28 protein-coding genes are annotated in these 24,917 nt (G+C 58.2%); 15 read left to right on the top strand and 13 right to left on the bottom strand.

Annotated elements, in window-relative coordinates; translation table 11 throughout:
* Window positions 1-243: 243 nt before the first annotated feature.
* A complete protein-coding gene (locus tag CYR52_RS03465) occupies window positions 244-624 on the top strand; it encodes a MysB family protein (protein ID WP_101814285.1) in 381 nt (126 codons plus the stop codon).
* Entirely contained in the window at window positions 621-1,181 is a 561-nt protein-coding gene (locus CYR52_RS03460) for a GNAT family N-acetyltransferase (RefSeq protein WP_072925501.1), read from the top strand. Before CYR52_RS03465 ends, CYR52_RS03460 begins: the two co-directional genes overlap by 4 nt.
* A 12-nt stretch (window positions 1,182-1,193) precedes the next feature.
* Here the strand turns inward: CYR52_RS03460 and CYR52_RS03455 are convergent, their stop codons facing one another.
* The 4 genes from CYR52_RS03455 to CYR52_RS03440 all read right to left on the bottom strand — a co-directional run bounded on the left by CYR52_RS03455 (window position 1,194) and on the right by CYR52_RS03440 (window position 6,378).
* Window positions 1,194-1,409, bottom strand: a complete 216-nt coding sequence (locus CYR52_RS03455) for a YceK/YidQ family lipoprotein (RefSeq protein WP_101827965.1) — start codon at window positions 1,407-1,409, stop codon at window positions 1,194-1,196.
* Window positions 1,410-1,554: 145 nt separating this feature from the next.
* Entirely contained in the window at window positions 1,555-2,163 is a 609-nt protein-coding gene (locus tag CYR52_RS03450; protein WP_072925506.1) for a hypothetical protein, read from the bottom strand.
* 161 nt (window positions 2,164-2,324) lie between these two features.
* Window positions 2,325-4,883, bottom strand: coding sequence for a glucans biosynthesis glucosyltransferase MdoH (mdoH, locus tag CYR52_RS03445; protein ID WP_072925509.1), 2,559 nt, complete (start codon window positions 4,881-4,883; stop codon window positions 2,325-2,327).
* Entirely contained in the window at window positions 4,876-6,378 is a 1,503-nt protein-coding gene (locus CYR52_RS03440) for a glucan biosynthesis protein G (RefSeq protein WP_072925512.1), read from the bottom strand. Before CYR52_RS03440 ends, mdoH begins: the two co-directional genes overlap by 8 nt.
* 358 nt (window positions 6,379-6,736) lie before the next feature.
* Here CYR52_RS03440 and mdoC point away from each other — a divergent pair, with 358 nt between their 5' ends.
* A complete protein-coding gene (gene mdoC / locus CYR52_RS03435; RefSeq protein WP_072925516.1) occupies window positions 6,737-7,894 on the top strand; it encodes a glucans biosynthesis protein MdoC in 1,158 nt (385 codons plus the stop codon).
* A gap of 72 nt (window positions 7,895-7,966) precedes the next feature.
* Here the strand turns inward: mdoC and CYR52_RS03430 are convergent, their stop codons facing one another.
* A complete protein-coding gene (locus CYR52_RS03430) occupies window positions 7,967-9,001 on the bottom strand; it encodes an HlyD family secretion protein (protein ID WP_072925519.1) in 1,035 nt (344 codons plus the stop codon).
* Window positions 9,002-9,045: 44 nt separating this feature from the next.
* Window positions 9,046-10,659: an MFS transporter gene (locus CYR52_RS03425; RefSeq protein ID WP_072925521.1), complete on the bottom strand. Its 1,614-nt coding sequence runs from the start codon at window positions 10,657-10,659 to the stop codon at window positions 9,046-9,048.
* Between the two features lie 243 nt (window positions 10,660-10,902).
* Between CYR52_RS03425 and CYR52_RS03420 the strand changes: the two genes are divergently transcribed.
* The 3 genes from CYR52_RS03420 (at window position 10,903) to CYR52_RS03410 (ending at window position 12,558) form a co-directional block, all read left to right on the top strand.
* Window positions 10,903-11,685, top strand: a complete 783-nt coding sequence (locus tag CYR52_RS03420) for an IclR family transcriptional regulator (RefSeq protein WP_072925525.1) — start codon at window positions 10,903-10,905, stop codon at window positions 11,683-11,685.
* 30 nt (window positions 11,686-11,715) lie between these two features.
* Window positions 11,716-12,159, top strand: coding sequence for a universal stress protein (locus CYR52_RS03415; RefSeq protein ID WP_072925528.1), 444 nt, complete (start codon window positions 11,716-11,718; stop codon window positions 12,157-12,159).
* 159 nt (window positions 12,160-12,318) lie between these two features.
* Window positions 12,319-12,558, top strand: coding sequence for a hypothetical protein (locus tag CYR52_RS03410; RefSeq protein ID WP_072925530.1), 240 nt, complete (start codon window positions 12,319-12,321; stop codon window positions 12,556-12,558).
* Window positions 12,559-12,779: 221 nt separating this feature from the next.
* On the opposite strand, the gene CYR52_RS03405 is transcribed toward CYR52_RS03410, so the two are convergent.
* A complete protein-coding gene (locus tag CYR52_RS03405; protein WP_139300248.1) occupies window positions 12,780-12,974 on the bottom strand; it encodes a hypothetical protein in 195 nt (64 codons plus the stop codon).
* A 412-nt stretch (window positions 12,975-13,386) separates the two neighbouring features.
* Entirely contained in the window at window positions 13,387-13,518 is a 132-nt protein-coding gene (locus CYR52_RS22995) for a hypothetical protein (RefSeq protein WP_276327344.1), read from the bottom strand.
* Window positions 13,519-13,726: 208 nt separating this feature from the next.
* Between CYR52_RS22995 and CYR52_RS03400 the strand changes: the two genes are divergently transcribed.
* A complete protein-coding gene (locus CYR52_RS03400) occupies window positions 13,727-13,942 on the top strand; it encodes a YccJ family protein (RefSeq protein WP_072925535.1) in 216 nt (71 codons plus the stop codon).
* Window positions 13,943-13,978: 36 nt separating this feature from the next.
* Here the strand turns inward: CYR52_RS03400 and CYR52_RS03395 are convergent, their stop codons facing one another.
* The 3 genes from CYR52_RS03395 to CYR52_RS03385 all read right to left on the bottom strand — a co-directional run bounded on the left by CYR52_RS03395 (window position 13,979) and on the right by CYR52_RS03385 (window position 15,158).
* Window positions 13,979-14,239, bottom strand: coding sequence for a hypothetical protein (locus CYR52_RS03395; protein WP_072925539.1), 261 nt, complete (start codon window positions 14,237-14,239; stop codon window positions 13,979-13,981).
* Window positions 14,240-14,268: 29 nt separating this feature from the next.
* Complete coding sequence (locus CYR52_RS03390; RefSeq protein ID WP_072925542.1) at window positions 14,269-14,541, bottom strand: hypothetical protein; 273 nt, start codon at window positions 14,539-14,541, stop codon at window positions 14,269-14,271.
* 101 nt (window positions 14,542-14,642) lie between these two features.
* Window positions 14,643-15,158, bottom strand: coding sequence for a YlaC family protein (locus tag CYR52_RS03385; RefSeq protein WP_072925545.1), 516 nt, complete (start codon window positions 15,156-15,158; stop codon window positions 14,643-14,645).
* A 442-nt stretch (window positions 15,159-15,600) separates the two neighbouring features.
* Here CYR52_RS03385 and adiC point away from each other — a divergent pair, with 442 nt between their 5' ends.
* From adiC to CYR52_RS03365, 4 genes are all read left to right on the top strand, one after another.
* Window positions 15,601-16,938: an arginine/agmatine antiporter gene (gene adiC, locus CYR52_RS03380; protein WP_394853980.1), complete on the top strand. Its 1,338-nt coding sequence runs from the start codon at window positions 15,601-15,603 to the stop codon at window positions 16,936-16,938.
* A 55-nt stretch (window positions 16,939-16,993) separates the two neighbouring features.
* On the top strand, window positions 16,994-19,309 hold the full coding sequence (locus tag CYR52_RS03375; protein WP_101827954.1) for an Orn/Lys/Arg family decarboxylase: 2,316 nt from the start codon (window positions 16,994-16,996) through the stop codon (window positions 19,307-19,309).
* A 316-nt stretch (window positions 19,310-19,625) separates the two neighbouring features.
* Window positions 19,626-19,805 (top strand): hypothetical protein, encoded by a 180-nt coding sequence (locus tag CYR52_RS03370; RefSeq protein WP_072925555.1) that lies wholly within the window; start codon window positions 19,626-19,628, stop codon window positions 19,803-19,805.
* A 503-nt stretch (window positions 19,806-20,308) separates the two neighbouring features.
* Window positions 20,309-21,784, top strand: a complete 1,476-nt coding sequence (locus tag CYR52_RS03365; protein ID WP_072925558.1) for a sugar porter family MFS transporter — start codon at window positions 20,309-20,311, stop codon at window positions 21,782-21,784.
* Window positions 21,785-21,856: 72 nt separating this feature from the next.
* Here the strand turns inward: CYR52_RS03365 and CYR52_RS03360 are convergent, their stop codons facing one another.
* A complete protein-coding gene (locus tag CYR52_RS03360) occupies window positions 21,857-22,096 on the bottom strand; it encodes a hypothetical protein (RefSeq protein WP_146000769.1) in 240 nt (79 codons plus the stop codon).
* A gap of 278 nt (window positions 22,097-22,374) precedes the next feature.
* Between CYR52_RS03360 and CYR52_RS03355 the strand changes: the two genes are divergently transcribed.
* Window positions 22,375-22,626 carry a CsbD family protein gene (locus CYR52_RS03355; RefSeq protein ID WP_072925563.1) on the top strand — a complete coding sequence of 84 codons (252 nt, stop codon included), beginning with the start codon at window positions 22,375-22,377 and terminating at the stop codon, window positions 22,624-22,626.
* A gap of 169 nt (window positions 22,627-22,795) precedes the next feature.
* Window positions 22,796-23,011: a GhoT/OrtT family toxin gene (locus CYR52_RS03350; protein ID WP_072925566.1), complete on the top strand. Its 216-nt coding sequence runs from the start codon at window positions 22,796-22,798 to the stop codon at window positions 23,009-23,011.
* A gap of 4 nt (window positions 23,012-23,015) precedes the next feature.
* Here CYR52_RS03350 and CYR52_RS03345 read toward each other — a convergent pair whose 3' ends face one another.
* Entirely contained in the window at window positions 23,016-23,570 is a 555-nt protein-coding gene (locus CYR52_RS03345; protein WP_101827952.1) for a helix-turn-helix domain-containing protein, read from the bottom strand.
* Window positions 23,571-23,640: 70 nt separating this feature from the next.
* Here CYR52_RS03345 and CYR52_RS03340 point away from each other — a divergent pair, with 70 nt between their 5' ends.
* Entirely contained in the window at window positions 23,641-24,165 is a 525-nt protein-coding gene (locus CYR52_RS03340; RefSeq protein WP_101827951.1) for a GNAT family N-acetyltransferase, read from the top strand.
* A gap of 40 nt (window positions 24,166-24,205) precedes the next feature.
* Window positions 24,206-24,913 carry an SOS response-associated peptidase family protein gene (locus CYR52_RS03335; RefSeq protein WP_072925574.1) on the top strand — a complete coding sequence of 236 codons (708 nt, stop codon included), beginning with the start codon at window positions 24,206-24,208 and terminating at the stop codon, window positions 24,911-24,913.
* Window positions 24,914-24,917 lie beyond the last annotated feature (4 nt).

The following is a 24,917-nucleotide window of genomic DNA, read 5'->3' as shown; positions in this document are numbered from 1 at the left end:
GCGCATCCCGAGCGCCCCGGAAGGTTCGTGCTGCCCGTGCGTCTGCGCCCTATGTTATTGATTAAATTTCACCTGATAAAATAGCGTAAGATCAGTGATGTCCCCGTTGCAGGCAGCATAAAAAATTTTATTCGTATTCCCTGCGCCAAAAACTTGCATCCTCCGCCTCACCGGCAACACTTAACCGGTACCCCTGTTTACTGCGCTGACACGGCGCAACCGTGTCATTGAAGGAGGCCAACAATGAGCATGTATGCAACCCTGGAAGAAGCCATTGAAATTGCGCGCGAAGAGTACCTGGAAGCGCTCGCAGATGACTACGCGGATGATGAGATCCCTTCGCCGCAGCAGTTTAACCTGCAAAAATATGTGCTGCAGGATGGCGACATTATGTGGCAGGCAGAATTTTTCCTGGATGAAGGCGATGCGATAGAGGGCCTGCCGTTCCGCAGCGGCGCGGCGGCGCAAGCCATCTATGAAGACGATTTCGATGAAACTGAATTGCGTCTGGAGTGGCTGGAAGAGAACACCCTGCATGAGTGGGATGAAGGCGAATTCCAGCTCGACCCGCCGCTGGATACCGAAGAGGGCAAAACTGCGGCCGATGAGTGGGATGAGCGGTGAGTGAGGCAGCCGTCCGGGTGCGGCGCGCCCAGGCAGAGGATTACCCGCAGATTCTGGCGTTACAGCACGCCAACGTGCGCGATAACCTCAGCCCGGCAGAGCGCCGCCAGGGGTTTATTGTGTCTGCCCTGGATAACGCGCAACTGACGCGCATCAACCAGGCACTGGGCGTGCTGGTGGCCGTGCAGGATGAGCGGGTAATTGGTTTCGTCTGCCTCTCCCCCACCCACTTCACCCCGCGCCCCCCGGTGGTGGACACCCTGTTGCAGGTGAAGAACCGGCACTATTTCCGCAATAAACCGATGTCCACCCAGCGGCTGTTCCTGTATGGCCCGGTGTGTGTGGATCACGGCTGGCGTGGGAAAGGGGTGTTAAAGCAACTCTACCAGGGGGTGCAAACCTTTACCCGTGACCGCTATGACAGCGGCATTGCGTTTATCGACAACAGCAACCCGCACTCACTGGCCGCGCATGTGGATGGGCTGGGCATGACGGATATCGCCGGGTTTACCTGCAACAACCGCGGCTATCAGATGGTGGCCTTTGCAGCCGGGTAATCCCCGGCATGCTTATTCGTAGGGGCCGTGGCGGGCGTCGATCGGCAGCATAAAGGTATCCACGATCATCGACAGCGGCACATCAATCACCGTAACGTAGCGCCATGCACTGTCACGCAGATCCCATTGTACGCCGGGGTAGTACTGATTACCGTGCCCCTGCCCCGGCATTGTCCGGCTGATGATGCTGCCGCACCCGCTCAGCGTGGCCGCCAGCACCCCCATCATGATGATCCGTAACACCTTGCTCTGCACCACACCCTTACCTTTCGTCGTCTGCTGCGCGGGGTGCGCAGGCTATGAGATTGTATGCCTTAGCATAGCATGTCACCCGCACGCCCGGCGCAGGCGGGAAAGTTAAGAGTATGTAAAGTCAGGCGCGCGGCAACCCGCGCATAAATTGCAGGCTGGCCAGGAAGCACAGGGTATAGCCAAACAACTCCACCCCCTCCTCCACCACATTTTTGGCGGTACGGTCATAACCGTCCAGCAACACATGCGACCAAATCACATGCATGCCAATCAGCCGGGAGAACAGCAGGATACAGAGCAGGCCGCAGAGCATCATGCCGTAGCTGCGCGCACGGACAAAACAGGCCAGCCCGGCCAGGGTGGAGCGCAGGTGGGTAGCCGCCGCGATCAGGCACGCCAGGGTAACGGCCACGGCCACATAGACCCAGCAGCCATGTTTGATAAGATCAAACACGGCATCCAGTTCACGGATCAGCATCGTGGTCAGGAACCCCCCAAGCAGCACAAAGCCATAACGCCATGCCGGATAACGCCGCGCCAGCAGGAAGAAAACCAGCGCCGTGCCGGCCAGCAGCCCTTCCTGGGCGATCTCGGTCATGGAGATCTCTTTGACAAAGTTATGCAGCCAGATGACATCCACAAACAACAACGATGAGAAAAGCGCGATAACCACAGCACACAGCACAAAGTGCCGGAGTGCGCGGAGAATGGTGTAAAAATCAGAAGACATAGTATTACTCTTATAATTATTAACAGCGTAAGTATTGACGGCGTGCATAGTAGTCAGGTTAAACCGGGTATTTTAGGCATTTGGTGCCGATCGCCCGGTAACAGACCATAAAAAAAGCGGAATGCTCACGCATTCCGCTTTTCATGAGACCTTTCAGGCCATCAGTTCGCGTTGGGGAACGCCAGCTCATTGCGCGGCAGGGTGCGATAATAATCGCGCCACTGCTGGCTGTGCTCCGGGTGGCTCCAGACTTCACTGTGCAGCCGCGCCATCAGCACCGGATCACTCAGCAGCAGCAGACGCTCTGCTTTGTTCAGCCGGGCCGGGCCGACCTGCAACGCCTGGCTCAGGCGCTCACTGCGCCAGTGCTCAATGGCCGCGCGGGTATGGTGACGTGAGGTCGCCATTGCCGTGGCCAGTGCGTTGAAGGAAGGATCGACCACGGCATGCATAAAGCCGTTTTCCAGCGCCCGCGTACGGTTCAGCGACAGGTACTCGTCGGTCGCCACCAGTTCACGCGGCGGGTTGTACTCCTCCGGGATCAGGAACAGCTTAGCACGCTTGCTTTTCAGGCCCAGGGTCGCCCGACTCGACAGCACCGACACAATCGGCGACAGGATCAGGGAGAAGACAATCGGTGCCAGCCACCAGAGGAAACGCAGGTCCAGCCAGGCCATGCCGCCCGCCCATACCAGGCCCAGCAGCATCTGCGAACCGTGACGGCGGAAGGACTCACCCCACGGGGTGTCATCGTCATCACGCTGCGGCGAGTTCCAGACCACTTCCCAGCCCAGGAAGGCGCTGACCACGAACACCGTGTGGAACAGCATCCGCACCGGTGCCAGCAGCACCGAGAACAGCATTTCCATCAGCATGGAAATAAACAGCCGGAAGGCCCCGCCGTACTCCTTCGCCCCTTTCGCCCAGATCAGCACCACACTGAGCAGTTTCGGCAGGAACAGCAGCACCAGCGTGGTGGAGAACAGCGCAATCGCCAGCTCAGGACGCCACTGCGGCCACACCGGGAACAGCTGGCGCGGCTGGAGGAAGTATTGCGGCTCCATCAGCGTATGCACCACCTGCAAGGCCGTGGAGAGCGCCAGGAACATAAACCAGAGCGGTGCCGACAGGTAGGACATCACGCCGGTCAGGAACACCGCACGGTGCACCGGGTGCATGCCTTTCACCAGGAACAGGCGGAAGTTCATCAGGTTACCGTGGCACCAGCGACGGTCACGCTTCAGCTCATCCAGCAGGTTCGGCGGCAGCTCCTCGTAACTTCCCGGCAGGTCATAGGCGATCCAGACGCCCCAGCCCGCCCGGCGCATCAATGCCGCCTCGACGAAGTCGTGGGAAAGGATGGAACCGGCAAACGAGCCTTCGCCCGGCAACGGTGCCAGCGCACAGTGCTCAATAAACGGCTTCACGCGGATGATGGCGTTGTGGCCCCAGTAGTGCGACTCGCCCAGCTGCCAGAAGTGCAGACCGGCGGTAAACAGCGGCCCGTACACCCGGGTGGCAAACTGTTGCAGGCGCGCATAGAGGGTATCCATGCCGGACGCTTTCGGCGAAGACTGAATGATCCCGGCGTGCGGGTTGGCATTCATCAGGCGCACCAGGCCGGTAAGGCACTCACCGCTCATTACGCTGTCCGCATCCAGGATCACCATGTAGCTGTAATCCCCGCCCCAGCGGCGGCACCAGTCATCGATGTTGCCGCTTTTGCGTTTCACCCGGCGGCGGCGGCGGCGATAGAAGATCTTGCCGTGGCCATCCACCTCGTTGCACAGCTCCAGCCACGCCTTCTGTTCTGCCACGCAGATGTCCGGGTCGTAACTGTCGCTCAGCACGTAGATGTCAAAGTGCTCGAGGTCACCGGTACGTTTGACCGACTCATAGGTCGCGCGCAGCCCGGCGAAGACGCGTTCCACGTCCTCGTTACAGATAGGCATGATAAGCGCGGTACGCTGGGCCGGGTCGAGCGGCTCGGTGCCGGTGCTGGAGGCAGAGATACTGTATTTATCCTTGCCGATCAGCAACTGCAAAAAGCCCATCAGCGCGGTCCAGAAACCGGCCGAGACCCAACAGAAGAGAATGGCGAACAGCACCAGGATGCCGGTCTGCAACACATAGGGCAGCAGTTGCAGCACCGATTGCATCAGGTCCTGGTTGAAGATCTCCATCGGGTCGATCAGCGCCCAGCCCTGATAAGGCAGGATGGTTTTCATGTACCAGGTGGCGATGCCGGTCTGCACCAGCATCAGGAACAGCAGGATGTAGCGGCGCAGTGAACCGACCACACGCCAGCGCTTTTCCGATTCCGCCATCTCCTGGGAAATCGGCTCTTTCGGCATGGCGCTGCGGCCCAGCAGGGAGTCCCAGAACCGTGCCAGCGGGTTGGTACGCCAGGCTTCCGGGAACATGCTGGAACGCCGGATAGGCGGCATCGCCTTCAGCGTGGTGCGCCCTTCTGCATCCTCACCCAGCAGATCGTGTTGGGCAGAGACGCCCGGCCAGGCGTGTTGCAGCCGGGTTTTGACCGAGGCCAGCGGCGCGTCGTCCGCCGGGGCGGCAGCCTCTGCCCCCGCCAGCTGGTGGTGCAGATCGGTAAAGGCCACCTCGCTGCCGGCCGGCAGGCGGCCGGTCAGCGTGCCCTTCTCCTGGTCGGAGAGGGGCAGTGCCTCAATATAATCGTGGGGTAACGGCGTTGACTTATTCATTGGCAGGCAGCTGATAGCTCCAGGTTTCACTCAACGGTTTGTCACCATTAACCAGCGCGGCGCGCATCTCGACCGGTTTCTTCGGATCCTTGACCTTGACGCGCAAGGTGAGACGCCAGCCTTTGGTGACCGGATTGTAACGGACGCTGTTTTCTACCATGTCCGCATTGTCATTCACACTGACCTGTGAGGCGACCGGGGTATCGTCTTTCAGTGCTTTCAGCACCGGGCCGACGAAATCCACCAGCAGCGCGGTGCTGCCGTCCGGCTCACGGATCAGGTTAGACTGTTTCACGTCGCCCGCGGAACGCAGGGTCTGCTTGACGTAAGCCAGATCCGGCGAATGCAGCTTCTCTTCCTCACGGGTGAAGTGCAGGCGGTAGTTCAGATCCAGCGGCTGGCCGGCATCCGGCAGTTTTTCCGGTGACCAGTACGCCACGATGTTGTCGTTGGTTTCATCCGCTGTCGGGATCTCCACCAGCTCGACCCGGCCTTTGCCCCAGTCACCGCGGGTTTCCACCCAGCCGCTCGGGCGCAGGTCATAGCGGTCGTCCAGATCTTCATACTGCGCGAAATCACGGCCGCGTTGCAGCAGGCCGAACCCTTTCGGGTTCTCAATGGTATAGGTGCTGACGGACAAATGGCGCGGGTTGTTCAGCGGGCGCCAGATCCATTCGCCGTTGCCGGCATGGATAGAGAGGCCGTTTGAGTCATGCAGCGCCTGGCGGTAGTTCATGGTCGGCGAAGGCTGGTTCGGCCCGAACAGGAACATACTGGTCAGCGGGGCGATGCCCAGCTTGCCCACTTTGTCACGCAGGTAGACTTTGGCCTGCACGTCAACGGTGGTTTCACGCCCTGGGTAGAGGTCAAAACGGTAGGCACCGGCGGCGCGCGGGGAGTCCAGCAGCGCATAGATAACCAGGTGTTTCTCATCCGGGTTCGGGCGCTCAATCCAGAACTCGCGGAAACGCGGGAACTCTTCGCCGGAAGCGAGTGCGGTATCAATTGCCAGGCCGCGGGCAGAGAGGCCGTACACCTGGTCTTTACCGATGACGCGGAAGTAGCTCGCGCCCAGCACGCTCATGATTTCGTCATTCTTGTCCGCTTTATTCAGCGGATAGAGCACTTTAAACCCGGCAAAGCCGAGGTTTTTCACGGCGTCGGCATCGTGCTTGACGTTACCGAAGTTAAAGTAGTCCGGGCTGTATTTGATCTCACTCGCCTTGTTGGCGGTGATTTCGTTGATTTTGACCGGGTATTCGAAGTACATGCCCTGGTGGTAGAACTCCAGCTTGAACGGTGTGTTCAGCTTGTTCCAATAGGCTTTGTCATGGTTGAACTGGATCTGCTGGTAGTCCGCAAATTTCATTTCGCGGAACTGGGAGGGGAGATTGCTCTTTGGAGCCTCAAATCCCTTACCTGCCAACTCCTTAGCTTGTTGGGCGACATCATCAATAGAGAACGCCCATGCCGGTGCTGCGCTTAACGTCATCATTACAGCGGCACTCAACACGCAAATTTTTGCCACACGCGGCCCCTTGGCTACATTTTTAACTCGCACAACCCCCCCTTTCGAGTGCTGAAATCATTCGAAATCCATATTAAAGGATTATTTGGCTATCCGACAACATGATAAATGGATGGTTCCTCTCTGTGGGTCACTGTTTAATCAGATGACCGGGATCAAGGGTAGCAACAGAGAGATTAAACGGCTATGGAAAATTGCCGGACGCTATAGTAGGGTTTTTCTCCCGCGATTTAAGCCAAACGCTTTGAGAGTAACCCGAATCGCCCGGATTTATGAAACGCGCTAAAATAAGCGCCAGGACCAAAAGTAAAAAACCTGGAAACTTATGACAAAAAAAACAGTATCACGGGAATACTTTCTCGATTCAATCCGGGCCTATTTGATGTTGCTCGGCATTCCGTTCCATCTTTCTTTGATCTACTCCAGCCATCAATGGGCGGTCAACAGCCAGACCTCCTCTGCCCTGCTCACCGTGCTGAATGACGTGATCCACGCCTTCCGTATGCAGGTGTTCTTCGTTATCTCCGGCTACTTTTCCTATATGCTGTATGAGCGCTATGAGCCGCAGCGCTGGCTGAAGGTGCGGCTCGAGCGGGTGGCGATTCCGATGCTCTCGGCCGTGGTGCTGATCACCTTGCCGCAATTCCTGATGCTGAAGAATTTCACCAACCGGATTCAGGGCTGGGCGGCCTTTACCTTGTATGAAAAAATAAATGTCACGATCTGGGAATTAGTTTCACATCTCTGGTTTTTGTTAACATTAATTATTCTGACCTGCCTGGGCTTCGCTATTTTCCGCAAATTGAAAACAATTCAGACGAATCGTATTCCTTTTCCGGCTAATCATTTTCAGAGCTTAGGAAAACTCTTATTTTATTTCCTGTTGTTCAGCCTGGGCTACGCGGTAATTCAGCGCGGGATCCTTATTGCCTCACCTGAGCTGTTATTTAACAGCGTATTTAATTTTGTGGTGATGGAATCGCTGTTTTATCTGCCGTTCTTTATTCTGGGGGCACTGGCGTTTAAATATGCAGGGCTGAAGGCCATGCTGCTCCGGCCTTCGCCGCTGGCGCTGCTGCTGGCCCCGCTGCTGTTTGCTGCCTATATCGCCAATCAGCATCTCAATGATACGGCTCACTTCTCCCCGGAGATTGACACGCTGATTACCGGCACGCTGGGCATCGTGATGGTCAATCTGGTGTTCTCCTTCGGCCACCGGTTGCTCAACAGCCACTCGCCGCGTATTACCTATCTGGTTAATGCGTCGCTATTTATCTATCTGGTGCACCACCCGCTGACGCTGATATATGGGGCCTTTGTCACTCCGCGGATTGAGAATAATCTGGTGGGGTTTGCGCTGGGGCTGATATTTGTTTTCGGGCTGGCGTTCCTGCTGTATGAAGTGCATCAACGTATTCCGCTACTGCGTTTCCTGTTCTCCGGCAAATCACAAAAACCGGTGGTGGCCCCCTCTTCCCAGTGATCTCCCCACAGCAAAACGCCCGCCCCGGTCACCGGGGCGGGCGTTCTGTTATCAGACCGTCTGCAATTGCGCTTAAGGCTGGGTGGTATCGATGGTCGGCACCACGGACATCCCGACTTTCAGGCGCTGTACCTGCGGCTGGTTGCCCTCCAGCACAATCTTCACGGCCAGACGCTGGGCGACTTTGGTGAAGTTACCGGTGGCGTTATCCGCTGCAATCGGTGAGAAGGTGGCACCGGTCGCCGGTGCAATGCTCTCCACATGGCCATGCAGCTCCACATCCGGCAGCGCGTCCACCCGCAGGCTGACCGGCTGGTCCGGCACCACGCTGCCCAGCTGGGTTTCCAGGTAGTTCGCCACAATATAGGCGTGCTGCAACGGCACCACCGCCAGCACGCGGGTTCCGGCGCTGACATACGCCCCCACGCGCAGCGAACGCTGGCCGACTGTCCCGGCCACCGGGGCGGTGATGCGGGTATAGGAGAGGTTCAGTTTTGCCTGCTCAAGGTCGGCCGTGGCGGCGTCAATCGCGGCCAGCGCTTCGGCGCGCTCCGCCTTCAGCACATCCACTTCCTGTTGGGCGGCTTCCAGTGCGGCCACGTTGCTCTGGTGCGCAGCGGCTTTCTCGCGGTAGGTCGCGTCTGACTCATCACGCTGGTCGGCGGTGCCGGAGCCTTGCTGTAACAGACGACGATAACGGTCTGCACTCTGACGCGCGTAATTCATCCCGGCTGAACTGGAGCTCAGCGCGGCCTGCGCCTGGATGATCACCTGTTGCTGTTTAACCAGCTGCGCATCCAGGCTTTTCAGCTGTGCCTGTTTGCTCTCCAGCGTTGCCCGGGCGGTATTGAGTGCATTGAGGTAATCCCGGTCATCAATCCGGGCCAGCAGTTGCCCGGCCTTGACCTGCTGGTTGTCTTCCACCAGCACCTCGGCGATATGCCCGGAGATGCGCGGGGCCACCAGCGTGTAATCCGCGGTGACGTAGGCATCATTGGTGGTTTCATGGCCATGGCCGGCCATCCGCCAGACCGCGAAGCCGGCCAGCAGGGCAATCAGGATCACTGCCACCAGCAGCGGAATACGTTTTGAAGATGTTGCTAACATGGTTCTCTTCTCTTAAGGCTCACTCAGAGCGGACATAACGGCAATCAACGGTTGACCAGCGACTGCGGCGGATAGGTGCGCTGCGGCAACAGCGCCGCCAGCAGAATCAGCCCCAGCGCCACGCACATGATCATCAAATAGGTATCACTCAGGCCAAGAATGGTGGCCTGATGCTTCGCCAGGGTGGAGAAGCGCGCCAGCACTTCGCTCGAAACGGCACTGCCGTCAGCATTCAACGGGGCCGGTGGTGCACGGTTACCGTCATAAGGCTGTGACAGCAGGTAGCTCACCGACCCGGCGTGGTCCAGCAGCACATGGGAATGGAACTTCTCCCGGTGGCTGATAAAGGTTTCCAGCAGCGCAGAGCCTGCCACACTGCCCAGCCCGCGCACGGTATTGAACATCGCGGAAGCGAACGGCCCCTCAGGCGGCTGCACCACGCTGGTGGCGCTCATCAGGATCGGGATCACGGCCATCGGCTGGGCCACGGCCTGCATCGCCTGCAACCAATAAAAGTTATCCTGTACCCAGGCGCTGTTAATCTCTGACCCGCAATAACAGGCAAACGCCAGCAGCCCGAGCCCGGTCGCCAGCACCCAGCGGCTGTCCACCCAGCGCAGGTTACAGACTGCCGCCACCAGCGGGGCCATCAGCAGTTGCGGCACACCGATGGTCAGCGACAACGGCCCCATTTCGGCGGCACGGAAACCGTTGACGGACATCAGGTAGTTAGACGGCAGTGCCGAACCGGAGAGGTAAACCACCATCAGCCCGGCCAGCGTCAGCAGGCCATGCGCCAGGTTACGCCGTTTCAGCATCTGTAATTTGAATAGCGGCAGCGGGTGATACCACTCATTGATCAGGAACGCCGTCAGCAGCACCACGGCCCCAAACAGCAGCGCGCAGATCTGCGTGGATTCCAGCCAGTCCTGCCGTTCGCCCTGTTGCAGCGCCAGCACCAGCATCGCCACCCCGCTGCAGCCGGTGACCATGCCAAAGGCATCAATCTGCCTGAACCGCTCCAGCCGCAGCGGGTCCTGCGGGATGCCGTGGCTGATCATGGCGAAAGCCAGCAGACACGGTGGGATCACCTGCCAGTAAACGAACTGCCAGCCGACATGATCGGTCCACAGCGCGGCCAGCGAGGTCGCCATATTTGGGCCAAAGGTGGCGCTGAGTGCATACGCCCCCAGCCCATACAATTTAAAGCCGGGCGGCAGGAAGCGCAGCGCCACCGTCATCAGCAGCGGCGGCAGCGCCCCGCCAAACAGCCCCTGGATCACCCGCAGGGTGATAAATACCGGCAGGTTGGGCGCAAACGGGATCAGCGCGCCCAGCACCCCAAACCCCAGCACCATCGACATCGCAAAACGGCGCATGGAGAAGGTCATGGCCAGCCAGGGTGCCAGCATCATCGCGGCCACTTCTGCCGCCTGATAGCCGCCAATCAGCCAGGAGCCTTCATCACTGCCGATGCTCAACGCGCCCCGCACATCATTCAGAGCGATGTCGGTCACCCGGTCATTCAGGCCGGATGAGAGGGCGGCAATCAACACGCCGATAAGGCCGGCCACCAGCCGCCCGTTAAAGGGCTGCGCCGCGGGGGCAGCGGGGGGAGCGCCGCCGGCGCTCACCGGCGGCACACTGACTACACTCATAAATAAACTCGTTTGTTTTACGCACGCCGCTCCGGGTTGCCGTGAGGGCAACAGGCCATACGTCATGACACAGCAGGAAGCAGAGGCGAATAATGGCAGGTGACGTGCCGGCAGCATCATGTGATGCCGGTCACGCTGCGGATACTACAATACGGTTAGGTGTATTGCAATGTGGTACTCATTGAGTTCAGCAGCGGAATGCCGTTAAATACCTGCGGTTTTTACCTTAAAAGGAAGCGTAGTGTGACAACCCATGACAGCCATGCCACCGATGAGGAGCGCAGCGGCGGCATCCAGGTGATTTCCCGCGCGGCGTCGATCCTGAATGCCCTGGGCGCACACCCGGAAGGAATGAGCCTGGGGGCGATTGCCCAGGCGGTGGCCCTGCCCCGCTCCACGGTGCAGCGCATTGTGGCGGCGCTGGCTGACGAAGGCATGGTGCGCAGCCACGGCAGCAGCGGTTTTCGCCTCGGCCCGACGCTGTTGCGGCTGGTGGCCACGGTGCACAGCGACATCATCGCCATCGCCACGCCGTTTTTGCAGGCGTTATGTAATGAAACCAACGAGACAGTGACGCTGGCGCGCCCCAGCGGGCGGCAGATTGCGATTGTCCATATGGTGGTGGCGAACCGCGAGCTGCGCGTGGTGCCGCGTTTTGGCCTGAATCTGCCGATCTACAGCACCTCCGGCGGCCGGGCGCTGCTGGCCCTGAGCAGTGATGACGAAATCCGCCGGTTGCTCGGTGAAACGTTTGAGCCGGTCACGGCCGACACCGTGTGCGACATTGATACCTTGCTGGGGGCGTTGCAGCAGGTGCGCCAACAGGGCGTGGCGGTGGAGCATGGTGAAACGCTGGAGGGGATTTCATCAATGGGCGTCGCGATTGACACGCTGCTCGGGCGTTATTCTGTTTCCCTGCTGGTGCCGACCGATCGCCTGCACCGGCATTACCCGGCCCTGCACACGGCCATTCTGGCGTGCCGGGCTTCATTAATGGGCGAGATCGGCAGGCTGGATCGCCGTTGAGACCGGCGGATGCCGGCAAAAGGAGTCACTATGTTTACCCAAATTCTGCTGGCCGTGGACGGATCACGCCAGACCCCGCGCGTAATCGCCCTGGCGGCCGATCTGGCGGCGGCCTCCGGCGCCCGCATTTCCGTAACCTGCTGCGTCGATGCCTCCTATGCCGTTGACAGCGGCAGCGACCCGGCCGGTGAGGTCACCCTGTATCAGCCTGCCTGTGAAGAGGAGAACGCTGCCGCCCGGATCGTGCGGGACGCGATGCGGCAACTGCATGCATTGGGGGATAAGGTGACCGGGCAGATTATTGTCGGTGATGCGGCCCAGGCGCTGGTGGCCGAGGCGACGCAGCAAGAGGCGTCGGTGATTGTCATGGGACACCGCCACCGCGGCCTGGTTGACCGGTTATTGAAAGGGTCAGTCTGTGCAGACATTATGGCCACCGCGCCCTGCCCGGTACTGGTTGAGGTGCGCGACTGACCGGCAAAAAAACAGCGGCAGATTAAAGATATTCCTATTGACATAAGCAAAATTTATAATTCATTTTCATCATTTTCTTATTTTTTATAGGTTGGCTAAAGGTTAGACTGTTAAATGCATTACGGCATGTTATGTCCCCTTTAACACAAGGAGTTAGCTATGAAGAAAGTGATGACCGTGGCCGCCATTGCGCTTTACCTGGCCGGGGCGTCGGCAGCCTTTGCCGCCACCACCGCCGGCGCTGAGATCGCTGCAGGCACCGGCACCGGTGCCGCCGCTGCGACGGATGCGACCCTGCTGTCTGGTGGCGTCGCCGCCGCTGCCGCAGCCAGCGATCCAAGCGGCAGCACCGGCACCTCGACCGCCACCTCAACGTCGACCACTACCCAGACCCGCTAAGGGCCGTGCGCCACACAGGCACGCGTCAAGGCGTGTCCATCAAACCAGCCTGACGGCTGGTTTTTTTCTGCCCCCGATCCCTGAACGGTGCCCTGAAAACGCCCCCGGAAACGCATAAAAAAAGCTGCCCAAAAAGCCGGCAGCCTGGAAATATCACTGGGGTAACGCTGTTATTATCTGTACACCCTGGTGTTGGCCGTACAATTATTTATCCCCGGAAATTAATTGACACCCATTTTTTCCGCCCATTGAGCAATTTGTTCACGATAAATAAAGACCACCTCATTCGCCATCGGCTGGTTAATTGAGGTGCTGATCATCGCCAGGCAAGGATAATCCAATGGCCGTAAATCAAAGAGATATTCATCCAGTTCCTCATCCGATAATAATGAGGTGCCGTCGACATTATCGATCATAAAATAATTCGTCATCATCCAATGACGATATTCAAACGGGTTAGTTAACAGGTGCATAGCGTGGCCTTTCAGCTAAAACAGACTCCGGCAGGGGTGAAATGGCGCCTTCTGCCCGTTCACCCGGCTCTTAACGCATTCCCGCGTAAATGAGGCGTTCCGTTGCTTTCTTGATATTGAAAATAACAAAACAGCAACAGTGAAGCAATAAAGAAAATTTAAATTTTCATTTTTAATTAAACTTCGGCGTAAATGCCGAAAATCTCTACAGTAATATTATTACCATGAATTAATACCAATCATTAAATAATATAATTCTATTGAATGTGTTAATTTTTTAACAGCTAATCATTTCACTCCAGGCACAAAAAAACCGCCGCAGCGGTTTTTTGGATTTACCCCTGTCGGGTAAGCGTCAGATTTTGCAGCCTTCGCACTCGTCTTCGCCACCCACCACCTCAGGCAGTTCAGCGGCTTTTTTTTCGGTCTTCTCAGCCGCTTTTTCCAGCTCAGCGTCGATGTCAAAATCGAAAATATCATCACTCATGGTTACTCTCCTCACAGTTTTGCAGCACGGCAGTATACCTGACACGCCACCGCCTGTACCGGATTGCGCACAGATTGCCAACTGTTCACAATCCCGTCAGTTAACGGCGGCTGATTTGCATACCCGCCGGGTCAGTACCATAGTTAACAGGTCAACATCACCACAACCAGAGGATCACCCCTGGCGATCGCAATAAGGGAGAGTTTGAATGACCGATATCAATAATGTTAAATCCTGGGCCAATGTCAGGGACACATCGATCGAGATTGCAGAAGCGATTTTTGAGCTGGCGAATGACGATGAAGTCCTGGCACAGAAAATCTGGGAAGAAGGCAATGATGAAGTGCTGCTGAAGGCGTTTGAAAAAACCGATGCCGATCACCTGTTCTGGGGCGAGGAGAAGATCGACCGCAAGAACGTGTAAGCCTCAGGGCTGCCGCCGTCTCCGGCGGCGGCCCGGTCAGCTGCCGAAGCCGAAGCCCATCTGGTGGGCCCAGTCAAAGATCTGCTCTTTGTAGATAAATTCCGGCTCGCACACCGCCGGTTCCCCTTTGGTCTGCACCATCACCGCAATGCAGGGATAAGCCGTCGGGCGGGCATCAAAGATAAAATCCTCGATTTCCTGCTCCACAAACAGCGTACTTTCCCGCAGCTCCCGTACCATAAACAGTTCCGCCATAATCCAGCGGCGGTAATCAGCCTCATTTTGCAGCATTTGCATCACTGGCTCCCTGGTAAGTCCCGGTTAAATTAATGCCACTCGTCGCCGCCGCAGCATGGGCAGACCTCGGCGCGGCTGACGGACATTGCCGCGCAGCCGTCGGTGTCCCATTCCACCCGCAACGGCTGGCCGTTGTCATCCGCCGCGCTGAGGTAACGCGGGTAATGCAGCGCCTGCCCTGACATGGTTTCGGTAATGATCAGGCGATCGCCGGCATAGATGCGTGCGGTGGCACGTGCATCCTGTTTGCCGTCGGCATGGTCCTGATAGAGGTGATGGATGGTGAGCTTAATCTTGTGCACGTCGGCTCCTGATCGGGACAACGCATTGATTGCGTGAATAGGTATAGTCTACCCGATCCGGTGCGGCCAGGGATATGCACAATGTGCATATCCCCTGTTTCTCAGTGTGCGGGGTGCTGCTGCCCGGTAGGGGCCACAGGGGCGGGCTGCCTGGCCTGCTTGCGCGCCAGGTCATAGATGTCATAGAAATCGATGGTGCCTTTGTGGTGGATGATTTCCCGCATCCGCGTTTTGATGCGGCTGTCCACCTGCGGGTGCGCCAGGATCTCGTCTACTGCCTTCACCGGCACTTCCCGGCTGAAATACCATTCGCCGTTGTAACAGACCCGCAGATCCAGCACGCCGATATCCTCATAGCGGTAGACCGGTTTGATGTCCATCAGCAGGCCGCCGGAGACCAGCACCAGAAACGCGGTGAAACCGGCAAACCATCCCAGCCCCATATAGGGAGAGCAGTACATCACGATGCCCACCGCCACATAACCGGCCAGCATCGCCAGACAGAGCCAGGGGTGCTTGGTAAAGAATTCCGTATTGAAACGCGCCTTGCCGTCGCGGCGTTCCTGTTGGTTAATCTGTTGGATCTCTCTGACCAGGATGGTCTTGATGGCGTCCATCGTGTCACCCTCATGGGATTGTTAGGAATGGAGGAGCAGTGCGACGCATAGCGTAGCACACTGACTGTTATAGCCTGCATAGCAGTTAAAGGATATTCACCGCATAACTGTTATAGCCATCAGTGTGAATGAGAGCATGATATTTCGCGAAGCCGCGACGCCTGTTCCCCTCTTTTTCACCCACGGCGAGCGCCTTTATCCGCTCTGCCTACGCACGGTTTCCCTGCCTCCATATGCCCCTCCCCGCCATCACACCGGCGGTAAAATAAATGATAGGCCGATGATTTTTATCAGTGAAACAATATGAGTTCTTTTTCATCGTTTTATCACCCGAAAGCTGGCTATCTTTCCCCTATTCCCTGTACCGCCGGTCAGCCGCAGGCGTTCTTTTTCTCCTCTCCGGGCGGGCATCGGCAAAAGTAACCTGAGGGAGAAAATCACGATGGACTCAGAAAATCAGAAAGTGGGGCTTATTCCCGTCACCCTGATGGTGTCCGGGAATATTATGGGTTCCGGCGTTTTCCTGCTGCCGGCGAATTTAGCGGCCACCGGCGGTATTGCCATCTGGGGCTGGCTGGTCACCCTTCTCGGCGCGCTGGCGCTGTCGATGGTCTACGCCAAAATGTCCTCGCTGGATGCCAGCCCCGGCGGCTCTTATGCCTATGCCCGCCGCGCGTTCGGGCCGTTTATCGGCTATCAGACCAATGTGCTCTACTGGCTGGCCTGCTGGATCGGCAATATTGCGATGGTGGTGATTGGCGTAGGCTACCTCAGCTACTTTATCCCGCTGCTCAAAGCGCCCATTCCGTTGACCATCGCGTGTGTGGCGATCCTCTGGCTGTTTGTGTTGCTGAATATTGTCGGGCCGAAAATGATCACCCGGGTGCAGGCGGTGGCCACGGTGCTGGCCCTGGTACCGATTGTGGCGATTGCGCTGTTCGGCTGGTTCTGGTTCCGCGGGGAAACCTATATGTCCGCCTGGAATGTCAGCGGCCTCGGGCCGCTCGGGGCGATTCAGAGCACGCTGAGCGTGACCCTCTGGTCTTTTATCGGGGTGGAAAGCGCCTCGGTGGCAGCGGGCGTGGTGAAAAACCCGAAACGCAATGTGCCGATCGCCACCCTCGGCGGCGTGCTGATCGCCGCCGTCTGTTATGTGCTCTCCACTACCGCCATCATGGGCATGATCCCCAATGCGGAACTGCGCCTCTCCACCTCACCCTTTGGTGATGCGGCCCGGCTGGCGCTGGGCGATCTGGCCGGCGGCACCGTGGCGCTCTGCGCCGCGCTGGGCTGCCTCGGCTCGCTCGGCGGCTGGACGCTGCTGGCGGGCCAGACTGCCAAAGCCGCCGCAGACGACGGCCTGTTCCCGCCCATTTTTGCCAAAGTGAACAAAGAGAACGTGCCGGTGGCCGGGCTGTTGATTATCGGCGTGCTGATGACCCTGTTCCAAATCGCCAGTATCTCGCCTAACGCGACCGCGCAATTCGCGCTGGTTTCTTCGGTGTCCGTGATTTTTACGCTGGTGCCCTACCTCTACACCTGTTCGGCGCTGTTGCTGGTGGGGCGCGGCCATCTCGGCAACCGCCATGCCCTCTACTTCTTCATCACCCTGCTGGCGTTTGTGTACTGCATCTGGGCGGTCATCGGTTCCGGCGCGCAGGAGGTGATGTGGTCCTTTGTGACGGTGATGGTGATCACCTCCATGTACACCGTGAACTACAACCGGCGGCATAAAACCCCCTTCCCGCTCGATCGCCCATTCGTACGCGATGATGACTAAGCGCTCCCGGTAATCCGGCGGGCAAGCCCCGATGACGTTGACAGAGGCAGGCAGCATGATCGATTCAGGCATGAACAAGAAACGCAAAGTCCTGGTGGTGGACAGCAATATCCTGGACAGCAACACCGCCAACAGCCGGGCGGTGCAGGAGTTGATCACCGCCCTGCAAGCCACCGGCCTGGACGTGATCCCGGCGGCGACCTTTGAGGACGGCAAAGCCACGGTGATGTCAGATGCCTCGCTCTGCTGCATCTTTGTGGACTGGACATCCGGCGGTAACGACGACGCCTCCCACAGCCAGGCGTCCGCGCTGCTGAAAGAGATCCGCTACCGCAACAAAGAGGTGCCGGTATTGCTGATGGCGGAACACTCCTGCATCGACAGCCTGACGCTGGACATCATGCGCATGGTGAATGAATACGTCTGGATGCATGAGGACACGGCCGATTTTATCGCCGCCCGCGCCAGGGCGCTGATCGCCAAATATTATGACCAGTTGCTGCCGCCGTTCACCAAGGCGTTATTCCACTATACGCTGACGTCCCCGGAGTACTCCTGGGCCGCGCCGGGCCACCAGGGCGGCGTCGCCTTTACCAAAAGCGCCGTCGGCCGTGAATTCCTCGATTTCTTTGGGGAAAACCTGTTCCGCACTGATACCGGCATCGAACGCGCGGCAATGGGATCGCTGCTTGACCACAGCGGGCCGATCAAGGCGTCCGAAACCTATGCGGCCAAAGTGTTCGGCGCGCACCAGAGCTATTCGGTGCTCAACGGCACGTCCGGGTCTAACCGGGCGATCATGGCGGCGGTCATCGGGGACCGGCAGGTGGCGCTGTGTGACCGCAACTGCCACAAGTCGATTGAACAGGGCCTGGTGATGACCGGCGCACTGCCGGTGTTTTTTGTGCCGACCCGTAACCGTTTCGGCATTATTGGGCCGATCCCCAGGCAGCAATTCCGGCCGGAGAGCATCCGCGCCAGCATTGCCGCCCACCCGCTGATTAACCAGGCCGCCGACCGCACGCCGGTGTATGCGGTGGTCACCAACTGCACCTATGACGGCATGTGCTACCACGCCGGGCAGGCGCAGGATCTGCTGGCCGAAAGCGTAGACCAGATCCATTTTGATGAGGCGTGGTACGCGTACGCCCGCTTCAACCCCTTCTACCAGCACCGTTTTGCCATGCGCGGCGACCCGGCAGACCACGACCCAAACGGCCCTACGGTATTTGCCACCCATTCCACCCATAAACTGCTGGCCGCGCTGTCACAGGCGTCCTATATCCATATCCGTAACGGCCGCAAGCCGGTGGTGCACTCCCGTTTCAATGAGTCTTATATGTTGCAGGCCACTACCTCACCGCTCTATGCGATTATTGCCGCCAATGAGGTCGGTGCCGCGATGATGCGCGGGGGCCAGGGGCAGACCTTAACGCAGGAGGTGATCAACGAAGCGGTGGATTTCCGGCTGGCGCTGGCCAAGGTCAATGCCACGTTCCACGACCGCGGCGAATGGTTTTTTGCACCGTGGAATGCCCCGGAAGTGACAGACCCGGAAACCGGCAAAAAAATCCCGTTCCGCATGGCCTCAAAAGCACAACTCTCCACCGACCCCGGCTGCTGGGTGCTGAAGCCCGGTGAGCGCTGGCACGGCTTTGACCAGCTGGAGGAGGAGTGGTGTATGCTCGACCCGATCAAGGCCGGGATTTTGTCGCCCGGCATGAACGATGACGGCACCCTGATGCAGACCGGCATCCCGGCGGCGATGGTGACCGCCTTCCTGACCCAGCACGGCGTGGTGCCGTCACGCACCACTGACTTTATGGTGCTCTGCCTGTTCTCGGTAGGGATCACCAAAGGGAAATGGGGCACGCTGATCAACGTCCTGCTGGAGTTCAAACGCCACTATGATGAGAACACGCCGGTCATCGCCTGCCTGCCGGATCTGGCCGGGGGCTATCCGGCGCGCTACGCCGGAATGGGGCTGAAGGATCTCTGCGACGAGATGTTCAGTTACATGAAAACCAGCCAGATGGACAAACTGCAATCAGAGGCGTTCGGCCAGTTGCCGGAGCCGGTGGTGTTACCGCGCCGGGCGTTTCAGGCGCACATGGCCGGGCGTTGCAACCATCTGCCGCTCGGCCGGCTGGCGGGCCGGGTCTCTGCCGTGGGGATTATCCCTTACCCGCCCGGCATCCCGATTGTGATGCCGGGCGAGCGCTTCGGCCGTGACGACCAACCCTGGTTGCGCTATATCCGCAGTATTGCCGAATGGGGCGAAAAATTCCCAGGCTTTGAAAAAGAGCTGGAGGGGGCCGAGATGATTGACGGGACATACCATATCTGGGTTCTGGAACCCGACGCCGGCTAACCGGCAGCAAAAAAAACGCCAGCCCGATGGCTGGCGAAAAATACTGGAAGCAATGTGAGCAATGTCGTGCCTTCGATACGGCATGAACTGCCGTAACAGAAGACGATTGGATGATAACGATTATCATTACACAAAGTAAAGCGCTTTTTATCTGCCTGTGTGCCCGGCCCCTGAATGGCCACCCCAATGCTGCGTCAGCCTCTCCCCGCCGAACGATGATTTACGCTAATGTGATCACGATACCCATAATAAGCTTATTGGCATTTTTCAACGCTGGGGGTAGTCTGGCAAGACGTCTGCAACGGAGGGGAATATTATGAGCATTGGCGTTAATTCTCTGGTCAAACATAAAACCGGCGAGATTATTGGCCGGGTTATTTCCATGCTTTCCAAACAGGAAAAGCCCTGGGCGATGGTTGACTGGGGCAACAGCGGCATTTCGATGCACGCGCTGAGTGATTTGATTGAAGTGAGCCAGGAAAACCGCCGTTTATAATGTGCTGATCTGCGCTCTTTTGCCGGCCTTTCACCTTCCTCCCCTTTGTTGAGCGTCTCTTCACAATAGGCGATCAGCCCGCGTTATCCCGCTTTGCCCGGCCATGCCCGTTTCAGAAAAAATGAAATATGCGCCTTGTCACAGTGCCTCAGGTAAGCGGTTGATCTGCTGCACCCCTGCCCCTGCTCCTTCAGATAATACATTCCCCGCTCACTTCATTTAGAAATAAACATTCTATTTTACAGAGAACCATTTCCTTTTTTCAGCGAAGAAATAGAGCAGCCCGCCTTTTTATCCGCAACATAGCAGTAACACATGGCTATTTTATGAGCCAGACCACAAAATTAAATTTCCATTATTTTAAAAAATGAAATTTTCTGTCTATAAATATTTGCCTGCTCTTGAGTAATAGCCACAACGACTTTGTTATTCGTGTTTAACGTGAGGTTTTTTTATCTGCCTTCTCTGTCACGACCAGACCCTGCGAGACCACTGGAGCTATCATGGAACAATACATAACAACCAACCCAGCTTCTGGGCCAAACAGCCAAACCAAAACCGAACCCTTTGTTAAAATCATCGTGCTGATCTCCACGCTGGGCGGCCTGCTGTTCGGCTATGACACCGGTGTGATTTCCGGTGCCCTGCTGTTTATGGGCCAGGAACTGCACCTGACGCCCTTTACTACAGGGCTGGTCACCAGCTCCCTGCTGTTTGGGGCGGCCTTTGGTGCGCTGATGGCCGGCCACCTGGCGGATGCTGCCGGGCGCAAAAAGATCATCCTGTTTCTGGCCGTCATCTTTGCCGTCGGCGCGATCGGCACGGCCCTGGCACCGGATGTCACCTGGATGATCGCCTTCCGGCTGGTGCTGGGCGTCGCGGTCGGCGGTGCGGCCGCCACGGTGCCGGTCTATATCGCGGAGATCGCCCCGGCCAACCGCCGCGGCCAGTTGGTCACGCTGCAGGAGCTGATGATTGTCTCCGGGCAGATGCTGGCTTACATCTCGAATGCCACCTTCCATGAATTATGGGGCGGGGAATCCACCTGGCGCTGGATGCTGGCAATCGCCACACTGCCGGCGGTGCTGTTGTGGTTCGGGATGCTGTTTATGCCGGATTCCCCACGCTGGTACGCCATGAAAGGGCGGATGGCCGAGGCGCGCCGGGTGCTGGAGCGTACCCGTTCTGCCCAGGATGTGGACTGGGAGATGACGGAGATCGAAGAAACCATCGAAGAAAACCGCCATCAGGGCAAAGGCCGCCTGCGGGATCTCGCCACGCCGTGGCTGATGAAGCTGTTCCTGTTGGGCATCGGGATTGCGGTTATCCAGCAGCTCACCGGCGTCAACACCATTATGTATTATGCACCGACCATGCTGGAGGCGACCGGCCTGAGCACCGACGCCGCGCTGCTGGCGACCATCGCCAACGGGGTGATTTCCGTGGCGATGACCTTTGCCGGCATCTGGCTGCTGGGCAAAATCGGCCGTCGGCCGCTGGTGCTGCTTGGGCAGATAGGCTGTACCTGCTGTTTGTTTTTCCTGGGGGCGGTCTGCATCCTGATGCCGGAAACCGTGGGCGGCCTGCCTAACCTGCTGCGCAGCTACCTGGTGCTGGGCGGGATGCTGATGTTCCTGAGCTTCCAGCAGGGCGCACTTTCGCCGGTAACCTGGCTGCTGCTCTCTGAAATCTTCCCGATCCGTATGCGCGGCATCTGCATGGGGGCGGCGGTCTTTGCGATGTGGATCGCCAATTTCATGATCTCGCTGGCCTTCCCAATGTTGCTGGCCGGTGTCGGGCTGGCCGGGGCCTTCTTTACCTTTGCCTGCATCGGCATTGCCGGTTCGTTGTTTGTGGTGCGGTGTGTGCCGGAAACCCGGGGCCGCAGCCTGGAGCAACTCGAACACTATTTCCGCGAACGCTATCAGCCGGTCGCTGCCGGCCCGCGCCTCTCCACCCACCAGAAGCGCAAAGCCTGACAGCAAAAAGCCCACCTGGTGGTGGGCTTTTTTCACTGCGCAAGCTGCCGCCGGGCGTAACGCGGCTGAGCCTTAACGCGGCTGATCGTGCGGCGCAACCTGCTTTTTCGGCGCCGGCTTTTTCACCGGTTTTTTCTTCACGTGCTGCACGGTTTTTTTGTGGCTGACCGGTTTTGCCGGCTGTGCCGTGCGGTGGGCCTGGCTCTGTGCAGCCTTGTTTACTGGTGCTGCGTCCGCGTGTACCGGTTCAGCCATCGCAGCACTGCTCAGCGCTAACAGTGATCCCAGCATCACTGATTTCATTACCTTCATTATTACCTCTGTGTCTGTTATTCAGCGATTTATTCGCGAAAGCAAGAGTACAGGGTTTGCCTGTAAGGATTCCGGCAGCAGAATGTAACAACATGCTAACCCCAGGCAGGCTGTATGCCGCGTACGCGATAAGCAGGCGGGCCGGGGTTTCACGCCCGGAAAAGCCCCGTTTAAGCGCTTTGTGCGGCGAAACCATTGTTACTGCATGTTAATAACCCGGTCAGATCCGTTTTTCTGGTCTATGCTTTTAATACGTTCACAACAAATGGAGTTTGCATATGTTTGATAAAGTAAAAGATAAAGCAGAAGAAGCTGTAGGTGCGGGCCAGGAGCAATTTGGTCGTGCAACAGATGACGGCAAGACTCAATTTGAAGGGGCGGTGCGTAAGAATCTTTCCCAGGCCTCTTATGCCGTTAACGATGCCGTAGATACCGTGAAGCGTACTACGTCTGATAACCCGGTTCCGGCCCTGCTGGTCGCTGCGGGTGTTGGCTTCGTGCTGGCAAAACTGCTGGGTGGCCGCCGCTAAGCGGTAAGTGCGCCCTGTGAAAGCCCGGCCTGGCCGGGCTTTTTTACGCCTGAAGAGGGGGCAACACCCTGAAGGCGTGAACGATACCCGGTTTATGGAAGCCGTTCTTTTTAATTTGTCTATTACCCTGATCAAAGAATTGATAGAAAAGTGCAAAATCAATACAATAATGACATTGTGTAAACGACAGGTAATAGATGTGTCTGCTCATACCGCCTGGGAAGCGTTAAAAACCATTTTCCTTATCGGCTTTGCCCTCTCCGCCCTTTTCACCTTACTGATCAGCCGCGATTCCTCATTTAAGATCCGCTTATTCACGTCCGGCATTATTGGTTTGACCTGGCCGCTGAGTTTTCCGGTGGTGCTGCTGTTTTCCCTCTTCTGAGCCGTCAGGCTGACGTCATGACCAACAGATACCGGCAGGGCTGGCTGCCCGGATTGGCGAATGTCAGCGGCGCATCGACGCCAAAACTCAGGCAATCCCCCGTGGCCAGCGTATAGCAGGTGTCACCGTAGGTCAGATCCAGCGCCCCCTCGCACACCCATAACTGCTGCCGGTAGGGTGCGGCGTTCCAGCGCGGGTAATTGATCCTGGCGCCCGCCGGTAAGGTGATTTCCACCAGTTCCGCGCCCTGCCCGTCACTTTTCTCACTCACCTGCCGCCGCAGATAGCCCAGATCGGGATCGCGCCAGACCGGTTGCTGCGCCCGGCGGCGCAATGGGTACGGCTGCGGCGCATGTTCGGTAATCAGCTCCGCCAGCGCAATACCCAGCCCGGCGGCCAGCCGCCCTAACGTCGCCGCACTCGGGCTGCTGGCCTGACGCTCGATTTTCGAGATCATGGCTTTACTGACCCCGGACTGCTGCGCCAGCGTGTCGAGGCTCCAGCCTTTTTCCTTGCGCCTGGCCTGTAATTGCCCGGCGATAATCTCATCAATTGACATGGCTGAAGCCCGCGTTTACTTTAGGAGAATAATATTCATTATAGTAAACAGCACAGCAGGAGTGTTCAAGATGAACTGGGTAGAATGCAACGAAGAGCGGCATGCAAAGGCGATCCTGGCCATTTTTAATGAGGCCATCCTCACCTCTACCGCGCTGTATGATTACCAGCCCCGCCCGCTTTCCGCCATGCGTACCTGGTTTGCCGTGAAACGGGACAACGGCTTCCCGGTCATTGGCCTGGAAGATGAGCACGGCTGCCTGCTGGGCTTTGCCAGTTACGGCACTTTCCGCCCGTTTCCCGCCAATAAATACACTGTCGAGCACTCGCTGTACGTCCACCCGGATCACCGGGGGCGTGGCCTGGGCCGCCTGCTGCTGGAACGGCTGATCGCTGAAGCGCAGGCGCGCCAGGTGCATACGCTGGTGGGCGGCATTGACAGCACCAATCAGGGCAGTATTGCGCTGCATGAGCGCCTGGGCTTTACCCATTGCGGCACGGTGCGGCAGGCGGGGTATAAATTTGACCGCTGGCTCGATCTCGCCTTTTACCAGTTATTGCTGCCGACGCCGGAGCGGCCGATCGCTGCCGTCTAAGTTTCCTATACTTAGCCTGTTAGCCATAACAGGAGGCACTATGTGCGGACGCTTTTCACAACATCAGACGCGGTCAGAGTATCTGGAGGCGCTGGCCCCGGATATTCCCTTCAATGGCGCGCTGGACCCGGTGCCGATTGACCGCTATAACGTGGCGCCCGGCACCCGCGTGCTGCTGCTGAACCAGCGCGATGACCAGCTCTATCTCGACCCGGTGCGTTGGGGCTATCAGCCGCATTGGGCCAAAGAGGCGCACCGGCCGCCGGTGATCAATGCCAGGGTAGAAACCGCCGCCGAAAGCCGGATGTTTAAACCGCTCTGGCAACATGGCCGGGCGCTGGTGATGGCGGATGGCTGGTTTGAGTGGAAGAAGGATGCAGAGGACGCCAAACGCAAGCAACCCTATTTTATTTACCATCAGCACCGCACACCGCTTTTCTTTGCCGCCATCGGTAAATTCCACCCTGACGCCCCAACGCCGCCGGACGATGATGGTTTTGTGATCGTCACGGCGGCCTCGGATGCCGGGCTGCTCGACATTCACGATCGCCGCCCGCTGGCGCTGACGCCGGACGCGGCGCGGGCCTGGCTTGATCCTGCCCTCAGCCCGCAAGAGGCCGGGACACTGGCCGCTGAGGGGGCAGTTCCGGTGGACCAGTTCAGCTGGCACCCGGTCGACAAGGCCGTCGGCAACCCGCACCATGAGGGGCCGGCGCTGCTGGAGCCTATTGATAATCCGCTGGTCTGACGGC

This window comes from Chimaeribacter arupi (assembly GCF_002858805.1).
GTDB classification, from domain to species: domain Bacteria; phylum Pseudomonadota; class Gammaproteobacteria; order Enterobacterales; family Enterobacteriaceae; genus Chimaeribacter; species Chimaeribacter arupi.
This window is presented reverse-complemented; position numbering and strand designations above follow the sequence as displayed.